At 55.0% G+C, this 14,454-nt stretch carries 20 protein-coding genes and 1 other annotated feature; of the genes, 11 read left to right on the top strand and 9 right to left on the bottom strand.

Annotated features, from left to right (window positions below):
* The first annotated feature begins 15 nt into the window (after positions 1 to 15).
* The 9 genes from ON16_RS10620 to rplL all read left to right on the top strand — a co-directional run bounded on the left by ON16_RS10620 (position 16) and on the right by rplL (position 5,386).
* Positions 16 to 1,215, top strand: coding sequence for a DUF2812 domain-containing protein (locus tag ON16_RS10620; protein ID WP_040662177.1), 1,200 nt, complete (start codon positions 16 to 18; stop codon positions 1,213 to 1,215).
* Positions 1,216 to 1,301: 86 nt separating this feature from the next.
* Positions 1,302 to 1,718, top strand: a complete 417-nt coding sequence (gene ruvX / locus ON16_RS10615) for a Holliday junction resolvase RuvX (RefSeq protein WP_040662173.1) — start codon at positions 1,302 to 1,304, stop codon at positions 1,716 to 1,718.
* Between the two features lie 213 nt (positions 1,719 to 1,931).
* Positions 1,932 to 2,081: a 50S ribosomal protein L33 gene (gene rpmG / locus ON16_RS10610; RefSeq protein ID WP_014118663.1), complete on the top strand. Its 150-nt coding sequence runs from the start codon at positions 1,932 to 1,934 to the stop codon at positions 2,079 to 2,081.
* Between the two features lie 33 nt (positions 2,082 to 2,114).
* The gene (gene secE, locus ON16_RS10605) at positions 2,115 to 2,324 is read left to right on the top strand and encodes a preprotein translocase subunit SecE (RefSeq protein ID WP_040662166.1); all 210 of its coding nucleotides are present in this window, start codon (positions 2,115 to 2,117) and stop codon (positions 2,322 to 2,324) included.
* A gap of 10 nt (positions 2,325 to 2,334) precedes the next feature.
* Positions 2,335 to 2,862 (top strand): transcription termination/antitermination protein NusG, encoded by a 528-nt coding sequence (gene nusG, locus ON16_RS10600; RefSeq protein WP_040662164.1) that lies wholly within the window; start codon positions 2,335 to 2,337, stop codon positions 2,860 to 2,862.
* A 104-nt stretch (positions 2,863 to 2,966) separates the two neighbouring features.
* The gene (gene rplK / locus ON16_RS10595) at positions 2,967 to 3,392 is read left to right on the top strand and encodes a 50S ribosomal protein L11 (RefSeq protein ID WP_040662161.1); all 426 of its coding nucleotides are present in this window, start codon (positions 2,967 to 2,969) and stop codon (positions 3,390 to 3,392) included.
* 85 nt (positions 3,393 to 3,477) lie between these two features.
* Entirely contained in the window at positions 3,478 to 4,170 is a 693-nt protein-coding gene (gene rplA, locus ON16_RS10590) for a 50S ribosomal protein L1 (RefSeq protein ID WP_040662158.1), read from the top strand.
* A gap of 56 nt (positions 4,171 to 4,226) precedes the next feature.
* Positions 4,227 to 4,355 (top strand) — a sequence feature (ribosomal protein L10 leader region).
* A 77-nt stretch (positions 4,356 to 4,432) separates the two neighbouring features.
* Positions 4,433 to 4,963 carry a 50S ribosomal protein L10 gene (gene rplJ / locus ON16_RS10585; RefSeq protein WP_040662155.1) on the top strand — a complete coding sequence of 177 codons (531 nt, stop codon included), beginning with the start codon at positions 4,433 to 4,435 and terminating at the stop codon, positions 4,961 to 4,963.
* 51 nt (positions 4,964 to 5,014) lie between these two features.
* Positions 5,015 to 5,386, top strand: a complete 372-nt coding sequence (gene rplL / locus ON16_RS10580) for a 50S ribosomal protein L7/L12 (RefSeq protein WP_040662152.1) — start codon at positions 5,015 to 5,017, stop codon at positions 5,384 to 5,386.
* A 339-nt stretch (positions 5,387 to 5,725) separates the two neighbouring features.
* Here the strand turns inward: rplL and ON16_RS10575 are convergent, their stop codons facing one another.
* The 5 genes from ON16_RS10575 to ON16_RS10555 form a co-directional block, all read right to left on the bottom strand.
* Entirely contained in the window at positions 5,726 to 6,910 is a 1,185-nt protein-coding gene (locus tag ON16_RS10575) for a pyridoxal phosphate-dependent aminotransferase (RefSeq protein WP_040662149.1), read from the bottom strand.
* Between the two features lie 406 nt (positions 6,911 to 7,316).
* Positions 7,317 to 8,006, bottom strand: a complete 690-nt coding sequence (locus ON16_RS10570) for a PDC sensor domain-containing protein (protein WP_040662146.1) — start codon at positions 8,004 to 8,006, stop codon at positions 7,317 to 7,319.
* Positions 8,007 to 8,513: 507 nt separating this feature from the next.
* Entirely contained in the window at positions 8,514 to 9,293 is a 780-nt protein-coding gene (trmD, locus tag ON16_RS10565; RefSeq protein WP_040662143.1) for a tRNA (guanosine(37)-N1)-methyltransferase TrmD, read from the bottom strand.
* Positions 9,283 to 9,789 (bottom strand): ribosome maturation factor RimM, encoded by a 507-nt coding sequence (gene rimM, locus ON16_RS10560; protein WP_040662140.1) that lies wholly within the window; start codon positions 9,787 to 9,789, stop codon positions 9,283 to 9,285. Before rimM ends, trmD begins: the two co-directional genes overlap by 11 nt.
* 74 nt (positions 9,790 to 9,863) lie before the next feature.
* Complete coding sequence (locus ON16_RS10555) at positions 9,864 to 10,100, bottom strand: sporulation initiation factor Spo0A C-terminal domain-containing protein (protein ID WP_051131690.1); 237 nt, start codon at positions 10,098 to 10,100, stop codon at positions 9,864 to 9,866.
* Between the two features lie 122 nt (positions 10,101 to 10,222).
* On the opposite strand from ON16_RS10555, the gene ON16_RS10550 reads away from it, so the two are divergent.
* Entirely contained in the window at positions 10,223 to 10,468 is a 246-nt protein-coding gene (locus ON16_RS10550) for a helix-turn-helix domain-containing protein (protein WP_040662137.1), read from the top strand.
* 66 nt (positions 10,469 to 10,534) lie between these two features.
* Here ON16_RS10550 and ON16_RS10545 read toward each other — a convergent pair whose 3' ends face one another.
* The 4 genes from ON16_RS10545 to ylxM form a co-directional block, all read right to left on the bottom strand.
* Entirely contained in the window at positions 10,535 to 10,765 is a 231-nt protein-coding gene (locus tag ON16_RS10545) for a KH domain-containing protein (protein ID WP_040662135.1), read from the bottom strand.
* 15 nt (positions 10,766 to 10,780) lie between these two features.
* Positions 10,781 to 11,020 (bottom strand): 30S ribosomal protein S16, encoded by a 240-nt coding sequence (rpsP, locus tag ON16_RS10540; RefSeq protein ID WP_040662132.1) that lies wholly within the window; start codon positions 11,018 to 11,020, stop codon positions 10,781 to 10,783.
* Positions 11,021 to 11,096: 76 nt separating this feature from the next.
* Entirely contained in the window at positions 11,097 to 12,449 is a 1,353-nt protein-coding gene (ffh, locus tag ON16_RS10535) for a signal recognition particle protein (RefSeq protein WP_040662129.1), read from the bottom strand.
* 3 nt (positions 12,450 to 12,452) lie between these two features.
* Positions 12,453 to 12,818, bottom strand: a complete 366-nt coding sequence (ylxM, locus tag ON16_RS10530) for a YlxM family DNA-binding protein (protein WP_040662128.1) — start codon at positions 12,816 to 12,818, stop codon at positions 12,453 to 12,455.
* Positions 12,819 to 13,183: 365 nt separating this feature from the next.
* On the opposite strand from ylxM, the gene ON16_RS10525 reads away from it, so the two are divergent.
* Positions 13,184 to 14,443, top strand: a complete 1,260-nt coding sequence (locus ON16_RS10525) for a DUF819 family protein (protein WP_243441817.1) — start codon at positions 13,184 to 13,186, stop codon at positions 14,441 to 14,443.
* Positions 14,444 to 14,454 lie beyond the last annotated feature (11 nt).

Genomic DNA, 14,454 nt, shown 5'->3' with positions numbered 1-14,454 from the left:
GAGAGGGGGAGGCGTATGTTTGATAAGGTCGAGACAAGTGCGGTAACAGAGAAATTAGTCCGCAAGTGGCTTCCGCAGGATCTTTACAGCATTGACCGGATGGAAAGCTGGCTGACCGACATGGCGGAGGAGGGGCTGTTCCTTGAGAGTATCGGGCTGTGCTTTGCGCGTTTCCGGCGGGGAACGGCGCGAAACGTCCGCTACCGCATCGATGTGCTCTCACGGGAACTGACGGCGGACGAGTTGGCGCTGTACGATTCCTGTGGGTGGCACTGGGTGTTGACAAATGAGGAGTCCCGCATGTTTGGCGGGAATATCGAATTTTACATTTTCCAAGCCGACGAGGACGCCACTGTCCCTGAACTGCACACCGACCCGCAGGAGCAGGCGGAGTCCCTGCGAAGGCTCAATCGAGTCAGTTTTTCCGACACTTTATGGGCGCTTGTGGCTTTACTGGTATTTGTCGGCCTGTGCGTATACCCAATGGGCAACTCCCGTGCGATAGGGGCCTTCTTGCTTTACGGAGAAATAGACGCCGGATGGGTGCAAATCCCCCTCTGGATATTCTGGTCGGTATTTTACCTCTCCCGCTTGCGCAGCGTCCGGCGGCTTCGTAAGCGACTGATGCAGGGAGAGCCGCTGGATCACCGGGCAAGCTACCGCCGCCGTTTCCGCTATGGCGTGCTGCGCATGGCGGTTCAGATGGGACTGATCGTGCTCTTGTTCGTTCCGCTGATATGTGTGCAGATGGCTGATAGCACCAAAGATGCGCAGTCCCTGCCCATGCCGGAAGGCGCGCCGGATTTTCCGGCGGTGCGCTTATCGGAGTTGGAGGGCCGGGAGGACCTTGCCTTGGCAGACGGAATTTTCAACCGGGATCGGACGGTTACCGGTGCGGTGGAGAGCCGGATTTATGAGAGCGCCGCAGTGGATATCGGCTTGACGTCACTGGAAACTATTTGTTATAAAATGCCCTTTGCATGGGAAAGTTCCTATGTACTGGACTGGTATTTGGAGCGGTACGAAAAAGCAGTGCGGGTGGAGACTGATCTTGTTGACGAGGTCTGGTCGGCAGACGAGCCGGGGGCGGGTACCTGCGCCTATCTGTTCGTTCGGGACGGACGGTACGTGCTCCAGATGCAGTACAATGGGAAACAGGCGCTGACCGAGGTGCTGCCTCGGCTGGCGGCGCGGCTGGATGAAGCAGCGGACTGACGGGCTTCGCGCCTTGTGCCCAGACGCAGAGTGTGGTATTATCCAGTGGTATATTGAAAGTAAACTGTTTGGTTTGGAGGACTTCTATGCGCATTATGGCCATCGACTACGGCGACGCCCATACCGGCATCGCCATTTCTGATCCCACCGGCTTTATGGCCGGGACCACCACCGTTATTAACGCCTACCGTCCCGAGCAGGTGGCGGAGGGCGTGAAAAAACTGGCGGAGGAATACGCTGTGGAGGAGCTGGTGCTGGGCTATCCGAAAAATATGGACGGCTCGCTAGGCCCCCGGGCGGAGAAGGCGGAGGCCATGGCAGGGCTGCTGCGTGAGACAGTGGGCCTTCCTGTCACGCTGTGGGACGAGCGGCGAACCACCATCGACGCGCACCAGATTTTGATGCAGAACGGCCAAAACGCCAAGAAGCGGAAAAAGACCGTGGACGCGGTGGCGGCAGCGCTGATTTTAGAGGGATATCTCACTTTTAAGAAAAATTCGTAAGAAAATTGCAAAAATATTCCGAAAAAGCTGAAAAACAGGTTGACTCTCCGGTTTGTTTCTGTTAAAATATTAGTTACCTGTGAAAAAGGGCTTAATTGTCATGCGCGTTTTTCGCTTTTCGCGCAGGGCGTCAGCCACTTTAGAGGGCAGGGAGGCAGTCGGCTTCCCCGGCTCAAGCCGGACAGGAGGCCAATAATAAGGAGGTGCCGTTAAATGCGCGTAAAAGTGACCCTGAGATGCAACGAGTGCAAGCAGAGAAACTACAATACCATGAAGAACAAGAAGAATACCCCGGACAAGATTGAACTGAACAAGTATTGCCCCTTCTGCAAGAAGCACACGCTCCATAGCGAGACCAAGTGATTTGGACCGAACGATAAGAAAGGGCGTGTAGGAATGGCAGAAGAAGCTAAGAAGAAAGACCGGGGCCGCTGGTTCCGGGAAATGAAAAGCGAACTGAAGAAGATCGTCTGGACTGACAAGAAAACTGTCGTCAAGAACACGGGTACCGTGCTGCTGTGCTCTTTGCTCATCGGCGCATGCATCTGGATTTTCGACTATGTTCTCGTCAACGGCGTCCAGCTGCTCATCGGCGTGCTGAGCTAAGGGGCGCGGGATGGCAGAGAGCGCGAAGTGGTATGTCATCCATACCTATTCCGGCTATGAAAACGCAGTTAAGACCAGCATTGAGAAGTTTGTGACGGGCCGCAACATGGAGGATATGATTCTGAGAATCGAAATTCCTCTGGAAACGGTCACGGAGATCACCGAGTCCGGCGCTTCCAAGGAAGTGGAGCGGAAGGTGTTCCCCGGCTATGTGCTGATCAAGATGGTCCTGACGGACGATACCTGGCATCTGGTGCGGAATATCCGCGGCGTGACCGGGTTTGTCGGCGAAGCCAGCAACAAGCCCATTCCTCTGTCGGAGGAAGAGGTCCTATCCATGGGTATGGAAAAGCACGAGATCGAAGTGAAGTACGCAGTGGGCAGCCATGTGAAGATTGTGGACGGCCCCCTGTCCAGCTTTACCGGTATCGTGGAAGAAATCGAACCCGAAAAAAACCGTGTCTCCGTGATGGTTTCCATGTTCGGACGGGAAACCCCCGTGGAACTGGAATTGGATCAGCTGGAGATCATTGGCTGAATGACCGGACGCTTTTGTCCGGACAGAAGTGGGAGGGACTGAAATGTCCCGCCAAAGGGGGCCTTTCGGCCGCCACCACAATTTAAACAGGAGGTGCTACTAAAGTGGCACAGAAAATTACCGGTTATGTGAAACTACAGATTCCCGCGGGCAAAGCGACTCCCGCCCCCCCTGTCGGCCCCGCTCTGGGCCAGCACGGCGTCAACATCGCCGCATTCACCAAGGAGTTTAACGAGCGCACCAAGAACGACATGGGCATGATTATCCCGGTTGTTATCACGGTGTATGCCGACCGCTCCTTCTCCTTCATCACCAAGACTCCCCCTGCGGCGGTCCTGATCAAGAAGGAATGCAACATTGAATCCGGCTCCGGCGTCCCCAACAAGACCAAGGTGGCAACCATTTCCAAGGCATCCATCCAGAAGATCGCTGAGATCAAAATGCGCGACCTGAACGCCGCCAATCTGGAGAAGGCCATGAGCATGATCGCCGGCACCGCCCGTTCCATGGGCGTTGTGGTGGGCGACTGATTCACCCATCACCGTTTGCGCGGCGCAAATGCCGCATACAGTGGGAGGATAGATTCCGAAGAACCACTATGAGGAGGAAATAACATTGTTTAGAGGCAAGAAGTATACCGACAGCGCTAAGCTGATCGATAAAAACACTTTTTATGATGCGGCGGAAGGCATGGGCTTGGTCTGCAAGAGTGCCACCGCCAAGTTCGACGAGACTGTCGAGCTGCACGTAAAGCTGGGCGTGGACTCCCGGCACGCTGACCAGCAGGTCCGCGGCGCCATCGTTCTGCCCCACGGCACGGGCAAGACTGTCCGCGTGCTGGTTTTCGCCAAAGGCGACAAGGCCGACGCTGCGAGAGAAGCCGGCGCGGACTATGTGGGCGATATGGACATGGTGGAGAAGATCCAGAAGGAAAATTGGTTCGACTTCGACGTGGTTGTTGCCAGCCCTGACATGATGGGCGTGGTTGGCCGTTTGGGTAAGGTTTTGGGCCCCAAGGGCTTGATGCCCTCTCCCAAGGCCGGTACCGTCACTCCCGACGTTGCCAAGGCTGTTAAGGAAGTCAAGGCCGGTAAGATTGAGTACCGTCTGGACAAGACCAACATCATCCACTGCCCCATCGGCAAGGCATCCTTCGGTCCCGAGAAGCTGGTCGAGAACTACAACGCCATCATGGGCGCAATTGTCAAGGCCAAGCCCGCTACCGCTAAGGGTCAGTATATCCGCAGCTGCGTGGTGGCTTCCACCATGGGCCCCGGCGTGAAGATGAACTCCGCCAAGCTGGTCTAAGACCAAACACGATATCTGACTGCGGATTTGCCTCTTGACAAATTCCGACGGTTTGATATAATAACAGATGCGTTCCAAAGACAGCAGGTGGGGATGATTCCCGGAAATCCTGCCGAGGGCGGCTTTTTATGAAGCTATTCCGTCCCTGTGTCTTTGTGTCACAGGGACGGTTCTCTTTTAGAACGCACCTCGGGACCCTCCGCTTACGGGCGAAAGCCAGAGTGCGGAGCGCCCCTCAAAAATCTCTGGAGGTGAAACAAAAATGCCTAACGCAAAAGTCTTGAGTGCAAAGCAGGCAATCGTGGCAGAGCTGACCGAAAAGGTGCAGAAGGCCACCGCCGGCGTCATCGTGGACTACAAGGGTATCACCGTCGAGGAGGATACCGCCCTGCGCAAGGAGTGCCGTGAAAATGGCGTGGACTACGCAGTTGTCAAGAACACCATGCTCCGTTTCGCGTTTAACAACACCGGGCTCAGCGAGCTGGACGGTCTGCTGAACGGCACGACTTCTCTGGCTCTGTCTGATGATGTTGTGGCTCCCGCCCGCATCATGAGCAACTGCGCTAAGAAGATGGACGGCAAGTTCGAGATCAAGGGCGGCTTCATGGACGGTAAAGTGGTGGATCTCGCCACGATCCAGTCTCTGGCGTCTATCCCCGCACTCCCCGTCCTGCAGGCGCAGGTTCTGGGTACCATGCTGGCTCCCATTACGGGTCTGGCCGTGGTCCTGAAGCAGATCGCAGAAAAGGGCGGCGAAGCCGCTCCTGCCGAGGCTGCTCCCGCTGCTGAATAAGCGGCAAGTCGTTTCAAAAAACTAATAACTTTTATTTAGGAGGCTACTACTATGTCTGAGAAAGTTACCGCTATGATCGAAGAGATCAAGGGTCTGACCGTTCTGGAGCTGAGCGAGCTGGTGCACGCTCTGGAGGAAACCTTCGGCGTTTCTGCCGCCGCTATGGCTGCTCCCGCTGCCGGCGCTGCTGCTCCCGCTGCTGAGGAGAAGACCTCTTTCGACGTGGTCCTGACCGGCTTTGACGCCGCTGCCAAGATCAAGGTCATCAAGGCTGTCCGCGAGATCACCGAGCAGGGTCTGGCTGAGGCTAAGGCTACCGTCGAGGGCGCTCCCGCCACTCTGAAGGAAGGCATCTCCAAGGACGACGCCGAGGCTATGAAGGCGAAGCTGGAAGAAGCCGGCGCTAAGGTCGAGCTGAAGTAAGAATCGGTATTCCATATCGACAAAAAGAGTGCTCCGTTCTAGGACGGAGCACTCTTTTTTTGCCCCTTTGCAAAAGACCTGTGCAGGGCGGGGGAATGGCAGTATCCTTGCGAACCGCAGGGCATGGATAACAGATGAGCGAAAACAGTATGCTGATTCACTTCGTTGACGGAAGGAGATCTATTTCATGGATAAAGTGGAAAGTCCGGTTTGTCATTGTCCATGTGTTGCGCCTAAAAAATATAGCCGAAGATATCTCTCAAACGCACGAAGGCCTGCCCGAAACGGATTATCACAAGTGGTGGAAATCCGTTGTGGACAGGCCTTTTAAGGTTCAAATTATTGGAAGGAGTCGATCAGTTCCTTGAACAGCGGCAAACTCCGCTGGATGGTGTCGTAAGACACGCAGGTGCAGAGGCGAAAATACTCCGGGCAGCCGAAATCATTGCCGGGAACTATCAACACGTTTTTTTCCTTGGCCCGGTCGGAAAAAGCCTTGGAGCTGCCGCCGGGAGCTTTGACAAACATGTAAAACGCGCCGTTGGCCTTGGGACAGACGTATCCGTAGGAAGTCAGCGCCTCGTACAGTGCCTTGCGGTTCTTGTCATAGGCCGCAAGATCCGGCCGCTCCGCTGCGCACCGAGCTACCACCCGCTGTTGCAGGGAGGGAGGGCAGACATGCCCCAGAACCCGGGCCGCACCAGCCACCGCCGCATACAACTCTGCGCTGTCCGCAGCGCCGTCGGGTACGCAGACATAGCCGATGCGCTCACCGGGCAGAGACAGGGATTTGGAATAAGAGTAGCATACCGCGGTGTTGGGATAGATGCTGGGAACCCAGCTTACCACCGCACCGTCATAAACCAACTCGCGGTACGGCTCGTCGGAGATCAAATAGATGGGGTGACCCACCTCACGGCTTTTTTTCGTCAGGAGGTTTGCCAGCTTTTCCAGTGTCTCCTTTGTGTAGACCACGCCGGAGGGATTGTTGGGAGAGTTGATAAGGACGGCCTGCGTGTGTTCGTTGATGCGGGCGGCCATCTCGTCAAGCCGGATCTGAAAATACTCCATATCCGGCGGCGTGACCACGAATTTAGCGCCGTTGCCCTCAATAAAGGGCCGATACTCGGCAAAGAAGGGGGCCACACCCACAATCTCCGCATCCTTTACTGCCAGTGCCCGTACCACGGCGATCAACGCCGGTGCCGCGCCGCAGGTGAAGAACAGATTCTCCGGACGGATGTGTGCGTCATACCGCTGATTCAGATCGTCTGCCACGGCTTTGCGCACTCCCGCGTAACCGGCGGCGGAGGTGTAGCCGTGGATGTCCAGACTGTCCTCTGTGCGGACAATGTCCAAAAAGGACTCGTTTACCAGTGGGGGAGAAGGGATAGAGGGGTTCCCGATGGAGAAATCGAAGACGTTTTCCTTTCCCACGATGGCGGCCTGCTTCATGCCGTATTCAAACAGCTCCCGAATACAGGAGCGAGACTGGCCCAGAGCCAGCATTTCCTGAGAAATCATACGAACAGCTCCTTCCTGCCGCCGCACAGCGCGGCGGCTGTGAGCCCGCAATTCTGACGGACGGTTGTAACGCATCTGATACTGCACCTTCAAGAAAGGGGAGGATGTTGGGCCAGCGCGGAACGAACCTCGGCAGGACCGCCGACGGATAGGAGGCCACCCCTATGTACCTTTTCCTTAAAAACCAGTATGAAGCGGACAACCGATCCGCTCTGACCCAAAAGCAAGACTGGATTCTGAGCAGAACGGAAAGTGTGGCTCACTTTTTTGTAATGAATATTATCATATCACTTTTTTCAGGCGAAGAAAACCGTTTTCTTTGCTCTCTGACAAAAAACAGGAGTCCGCAGATTTCTGCGGACTCCCGTTTTAGCTGTTATTTCAGAAAAAGGGGCAGAATTAGAGATCAGCTCTCCGCGCTGTCCCGAAGGGTGAAGCCGTCCACCAGTGTTTTCAGCGCCTGCGCCTGCGCGGAAAGCTGCTCGCTGGCTGCGGCGCTTTCCTCCACGCCGCTTTCACCGGAAAGAACCGCGGCGGACAGGCTTTGCAGGGAAGCGGGCAGGTCAATGGCGGATTGAGTCGCCTGTCCGTTGACCAGCACGGTTTTTGCGCCGGTTTTGTAGTTATACATCTCAGAAACCTGCTGGGCGTCGGGATGGGCGACCACCACCCCTTCGCCGTCCAGAATCACGGAGTAGGTGTCGGCCGTGTTGTACGCATCCACGATCTCCTGTAGCTTTGCAAGACTCAGATCTGCGCCTAGAACAGCAGACATGGTCCGGCTTTGTCCTGCGGGATACACGGGATAGATCACGGAGGTGACGGCCTCGTTGGCACCCACGCTGAAATAGGATTTGGTGATAAAGGGCTGCTTGCCCGACTGAATCTGCTTAAACCACCAGCGGTCGGCCCGGCTGCCCAGCTCGCCGGAGCTTCTCGCGGTCTGCATACCGTCGTTTCCCTGCTGATAGAAAAGAACAAAGTAGGGGTTGTTCTCAATGGCCTGCGTCAGTGCGTTGCGCTGAGTCTCCGGGTCGAAGGAACGGATATCGGCACCGTAGGCCGGAGACTCTGTAACGGCATAGGCCTTGTTCATATACTCCGAAACCTGTGCCGAGACGCTGACGGTTTGATCCTGCAGCAGAGCATAGGCTGATTTTTCCCTGATGAAGTGGTGATGGAAGCACTGATAATGTTGGAAAGCAGCAGGGAAAGGACAGAGACGGATACTGCCAGCAAAATGATCTTGCTCTGAATGCTTTTTCTTCTGCTGGTTTTCACAGGCGTTTCTGTTTGGGGGTGCAGGTTTCTTTTTCTCATGTTTGCGAGCCTCACTTCTTAAAGTTTCGTATTTTGGGAATTGGGGATCAGCAATGGAGGTGACGGGAAAACTGCAATGATGTCAATAATGGGATAAAATTGCAAAATAGCCCAAATTATTGCTTTTTTGGGAGGGATTACAACAATAAAATAAAATATTTCCTGCGTTTTTCCATAATAGGGACAAAAAGGACAGTGGCATAACCACCGTCCTTCATAAAAAAATGTTGGTATTTACTGTCCGTAAAAGATCGTGCGTAAAGGCATCAGCCCCCCGCCAAAGTCAACTCTCGGCGGGATGCGTCGTTGTTTCAGCGGCAAATTCCTCCTTGGCCTGCTGAAGGACCTTTCGCTCCGCCTTGGTAGTAAGCTGTGTCTCATCAAAGGCGGCAAACAGGTCCGGTCGGCGGGCCATAGTGCGCTTGTAGCTTTCCTTTTTTCGCCAAGCCGCTACCTTTGCGTGGTCGCCGGAGACAAGGATGGGCGGGACTTCCCGCTCATGCCAGACAGCGGGGCGGGAGTATTGGGGATATTCCAAAAGCCCGTTCCAGTGGGACTCCTCCGTGAAGCACTCTTCGTCCGGCAAAACGCCCGGAACCATGCGGCAAACTGCGTCGCACACCGCCATGGCGGGAATTTCTCCGCCGGTGAGGACGAAATCTCCCATGGACAGCTCCTCGTCCACGCACTCGTCTAAAAACCGCTGATCCACACCCTCATAGTGGCCGCAGACCAGAATCAGATGCTCGTACCGCGCTTTCAGCTCCTTGGCAACGGCCTGCGTAAACACCCGCCCGCAAGGGGACATGTAAATCGTCCGCCCCGGGCCGAAGGTCTGCACCACATGATCCCAGCAGCGGTAAAGCGGGTCGGCCTGCATCACCGCGCCCCGTCCGCCGCCATAGGGATAATCATCCACCTGCATCTGCTTATTGGTGGTGTACTCCCGAATCTGATGCGACTGGATAGCGATGAAGCCCCGCTCCTGTGCGCGGCCCAGAATGCTGACGTTCAGCATGGCGTCCACTGATTCTGGGAACAAGGTCAAAATGTCAATTCTCATCAGCTGCCATCCCTTTCAGAATGTGGACTTCCATCACGTTGGATTCCAGATCCGCGGAGACGATGAACACATCCGGCACGGCGGGAATGAGATAGGTCTTTTCTCCCGTGACGGTAAAGACCTTGCTGGCGGGATAGTCTTCCACCAGCGTCAGCTTGCCTAAAAGTTCTCCGGTGTCCGCGTTTTTCACGTCCATGCCCAGCAACTCCTCATCAAAGGGAACGCTGGCGTCGGCGTCGTCCCGGCGGATAAAGACCGGCCGCTCCTTATAGGTGAGGGCCGCGTTCATATCGTCCACGCCGGGAAATTTCAGCAGAACAAAGCTCTTGTGCACATGGTTGGCGGTGGGGACGACGGGGGTCTTCTCCTTGCCGAGGTAGAAGGTTTTAAAGGTGGTGAGAAAGGCCGGATCGAAGCCACGGGGCAGAAGGCGAACCTCGCCGCGGATGCCGTGCGCATTGACAATGCGGCCCACTTGAATAAAGTCCAGTTTCATAAAAGGTCTCCTTTTGACGCGATTGGTCTTGAGCGGGATGCGCTCATTTACACAATAGTATAGACTATTTTCGGCTAATGGACAAGGGGATATCGCGAACCCTCATCTGCTCGCCGGTAAATTTCATGGACGGCATGACGAATAAATTCCTCCGGGGTGGGAACGTCACTGCCGCGCAAAACAGCTTCTTGCGCTTGTGTATGGCTTGGACTCTGATAAGCGGCGTTCAGAGCTGCTTGCATATCCTGCCTTACCACCGCAACCGTTACTCCATGCTTTTTTGCTAGCTTGCGATAGATTTTTCGATTCATATTGAAAGCCCTCCTGTCTTTTATCTCAAGACCTTTTTTCTAATACTACAATAACTGCTAACTAAAAGCAAGCAAATTATCGCTGCTTTTCAGTTAGCATTGAGAAAAGGGAGGAGATTGGGATGGAGGACTATGCGCACTATTATAAATTGCTGGGAGATAACCTTGCATACTATCGGAAAAAGCGGCATTTGACGCAGGAGGGGCTGGCGCTGAAAGCCAATATCTCCCGCGCCCATATTAGTCATATTGAAGCGGAGGGTGTTCAAAAGGTTCCATCTCTGGATATCCTGTTTCGTCTATGCGCGATTCTTCGCATTGAACCGTACCAGCTTTTTCAAGAGCGCACACAGGACGCGGACGGCTGAGCGAACCTGGGAGGTTCGGCTTTTCAGTGCAAGAAAAAGGAGGATGCTTTCGCATCCTCCTTTTCGTCAGTCCACGATATCAACGGAAACCTTGACGCCGGTACGCTGGGCATAGGAGCGCACAACTGTGCGAATCTCCTTTGCAATGCGACCCTGACGGCCAATGACCTTGCCCATGTCGTCGGGGGCGACGCGCAGCTCCAACGTCAGTTCCTGTTCGCCGGGGATTTCCGTGACGGAGACGGCGTCAGGATCGTCCACGAGGTTTCTGGCGATATAGAGCAGCAAGTCCTTCATGACGTGCCCTCCGGCTTAGAGGACTTCCACTTTTTTCAGGAGAGAGCGCACCGTGTCGGTGGGCTGAGCGCCGGACTTAATCCATGCCTGGGCGCGCTCGGTGTCGATCTTGATTTCGGCGGGGGAGACGCAGGGATTATAAGTGCCGATCTCCTCGATGAAGCGGCCGTCGCGGGGAGCGCGGGAATCAGCCACAACAAGACGATAGAAGGGAGCCTTCTTGGCGCCCAAGCGGCGCAGTCTGATCTTAACCATAAATGTGTACCTCCAAAAAATAATGTTTGTTTTTTATCTATAAATGCGCTTGCACTTATATACTGTTAAGGGGGAGTTACTTTTTCTTTCGCTTTTTCTTGCCAAGGCCGTGACCCATGCCTCCGAAACCGGTGAAGCGGCCCCGGGTGACCTGCTTTGTCAGCTGCTGCATCATATCAAACTGCTTTAAAAGCCGATTGATCTCCATCACCGCGCATCCGCTGCCTGCGGCGATCCGCCGCTTGCGGCTGGCGTTTAGAACGCTGGGGTCTTCCCGCTCTGCGGGCGTCATGGAGAGGATAATGGCCTCCGTGTGGGACAACGCCTTTTCGTCGATAGTAGCGTCTTTCAGCTTGTCGCCCATGCCCGGAAGCATCCCGGCAATCTGGCTCAGATCGCCCATGCCGCGCAGCTGCTGGAGCTGATCGTAATAATCCTCCAGCGTGAAGCGGTTTTTCCGCAGCTTTTCCTCCAGTTTTGCCGCTTGCTTTTCGTCGTAATTGGACTGGGCCTTTTCAATCAGCGTCAGCATGTCACCCATGCCCAGAATACGAGAAGCCATACGGTCCGGATGGAACGGCTCGATCATGTCCAGCTTTTCGCCGGTGCCCGCAAATTTGATGGGCTTTCCGGTGACGGCTCGGATAGAGAGGGCTGCGCCGCCTCTGGCGTCACCGTCCAGCTTGGTGAGCATCACACCGTCGATCCCCAGCGCCTCGTTAAAGGCGGAGGCGGCGTTCACCGCGTCCTGACCGGTCATGGCGTCTACTACCAGCAGAATGTCGTTGGGACGGACGGCGGCCTTCATGCGCCGCAGCTCGTCCATCAAAGCCTCATCCACATGGAGCCGTCCGGCGGTATCCAACAGCACCAGATCGTTGCCGTGGTCCCGGGCGTGTTTCACGGCGTTCTCCGCAATTTTTACCGGGTCGCCCTGCCCTTCGTCATAAACGGGAAGATCCAGCTGTTTGCCAACGACCTTCAACTGCTCAACAGCGGCGGGACGATACACGTCGCAGGCCGCCAGCAGCGGACGCTTGCCATACTGCTTGCGCAGATACCCTGCCAGCTTTGCGCCGTTGGTGGTTTTACCCGCGCCCTGCAAGCCCACCAACATCACCACGGTAGGGCCGTTGTTGGCCATAATCAGCTTGGAATCCGTTCCGCCCATCAGATTCGTCAACTCCTCGTTGACGATCTTGATGACCTGCTGCGCGGGGGTCAGACTGTCCAGCACGTCGCTGCCGACGGACCGCTCCGTGACCTTGGCCACAAAGTCTTTGACGACCTTGTATCCCACATCCGCTTCCAGCAGCGCCAGACGGACTTCCCGCATGGCCTCCTTCACGTCGTTTTCCGACAAGCGGCCCTTGCCCCGCAGCTTTTTAAAAGCGGCGTTCAGTTTTTCTGTGAGTCCTTCAAATGCCATCGGTTACTCCCTGAGCGCGGCGGCTTCCGCCGCGATGGTATCCGCCAACTCCATGAGACGCTTGTCCTCATACTGGCGGTCATTCAACGATTTAATCTCTTCAACTGCGGAAACGATGCTGTTCACATGAGTGCGCATCAACTCAAACCGACGGATGAGGCCGGTTTTGTCCTCCATCTCCTGCATGATGCCTTCCGCCCGAACGATCACATCTCGGACGCCCTGACGGGAAATTCCCGCGTTCTCCGCGATCTCCGACAGGGACAGGTCGTCATTGTAGTAGTAGTCAAAGAACTCTTTCTGACGGTCAGTAAGAAGTTCTCCATAAAAATCGTAGAGCATGGTCATGCGGTAGGTCTGATTTTTCATAGCAAACACCCCTTACCGAATACTTGTAAAGTCATACTGCTTTACAACGAATTCTAGTTTACAGGAATTCCGCCGAAAAGTCAAGGGAAAAAGAGCGGGAAATCATAGAATCCGGAAAAAGATTTTACTCCCGGAATCTTTGGCGGAACGATGGTCAATTTGTTTAAAAACAGAGTTTGAGATATGAGGTTTTTTCATAGTGGATTATCCAAATTGTAGTATTCGATCAAAATACTGTCGAAAAATTCAGTATAGTGACGAAATTAAAGCGAACCTATTGCAAAAGTTTGTGCGAACAGCTATACTGCAACCATCCGAAATACCGATGCCTTCGGTATAAATTATGAGAAAGTGGGAGGAGCATTATGTTAAATTCATTCTTCATGAATTGGCTGGGCAGGGAGAGCCTGGTCGCGGCGGACGACATGTGGTCGCTTATGGTGATCCTGTGTGCCGGTGTGGCACTGTCGATCTGGCTGGAGCAAAAGTACAACTGGGCGTCCAAGATCTCCGGTGCCATCATCGCGCTGATTATCGCAATGGTTTTGGCAAACCTCAGCATCATTCCCACCAGCTGTCCCCTCTATGACGATATCGTCTGGGGAGTTGTGGTTCCCATGGGCATTCCTCTGCTTCTGCTGCAGTGCAATGTCAAGAAGATCTGGAAGGAAACCGGCCGGATGCTGACCATCTTCCTGATCGGCGCCGTGGGCACGATCGCGGGCGCGTTCCTTGCCTACTTCTTGCTGCGCGGCGCTTTCGGAGACGCGGAGGGACTTGCCAAGGTGGCCGCGATGATGACCGGTTCTTACATTGGCGGCGGCGTGAACTTTGCCGCTATGGCCTCGCAGTATGCCGCCGGTAAGGATTTGACGGCCGCAGCCACCGTGGCCGATAACCTGTTGATGGCCGCCTACTTCTTTGTCCTGATTGCTTTTGCGGGCATGAGATTCTTCCGCAGTCACTGGCGGCATCCCCTAATCGATGAGGTGGAGTCCGGAACCTCCAGCCGCGACGCGGCGCAGACGCAGGCCGCCGCTTTCTGGAGCCGCAAGGACATTTCCCTGAAGGACATTGCGTTCAACTTTGCCTATTGCATCGCCATCGTCTGGCTGTCCAAGCTGGTTGCCGGCGGCATTGCCGGTATGGTGCCTGCGGATCCGGGCAAGTTTATGGATTTTATCGGCAAGTTCTTCGGCAGTCAGTACGTCTGGATTACCACCTTCTCTGTGATCGTTGCCACCTTTATGGATAAAAAGGTCGCCATGCTCCATGGCTCTCAGGAGATCGGTACCTATCTTATCTACCTGTTCCTGTTCGTCATCGGTGTGCCCGCGAACATCTACACGGTCATTACAAAGTCCCCGCTGCTGCTGGTGCTGACGGCCATCATGGTCCTTGTCAACATGCTGTTCTGCTTCGGCGCGGCCAAACTGTTCCGCTTTAATCTGGAGGATGCCATCATCGCCTCCAATGCCAACATCGGCGGCCCGACCACCGCCGCCGGCATGGCAATTTCTCAGGGCTGGGCAAAACTTGTGGGTCCTGCAATGCTGATCGGTACCTTGGGCTATGTGATCGGCAACTATGCCGGTACCATTGTGGGAATCGCGCTGGGCGCATAAAGAAAAAGTAC

Origin of the sequence: Oscillibacter ruminantium GH1, assembly GCF_000307265.1 — a bacterium.
Taxonomy (GTDB): domain Bacteria; phylum Bacillota; class Clostridia; order Oscillospirales; family Oscillospiraceae; genus Oscillibacter; species Oscillibacter ruminantium.
Note: the sequence above shows the minus strand (reverse complement) of the source record. Positions and strands in the feature narration are given on the sequence as shown.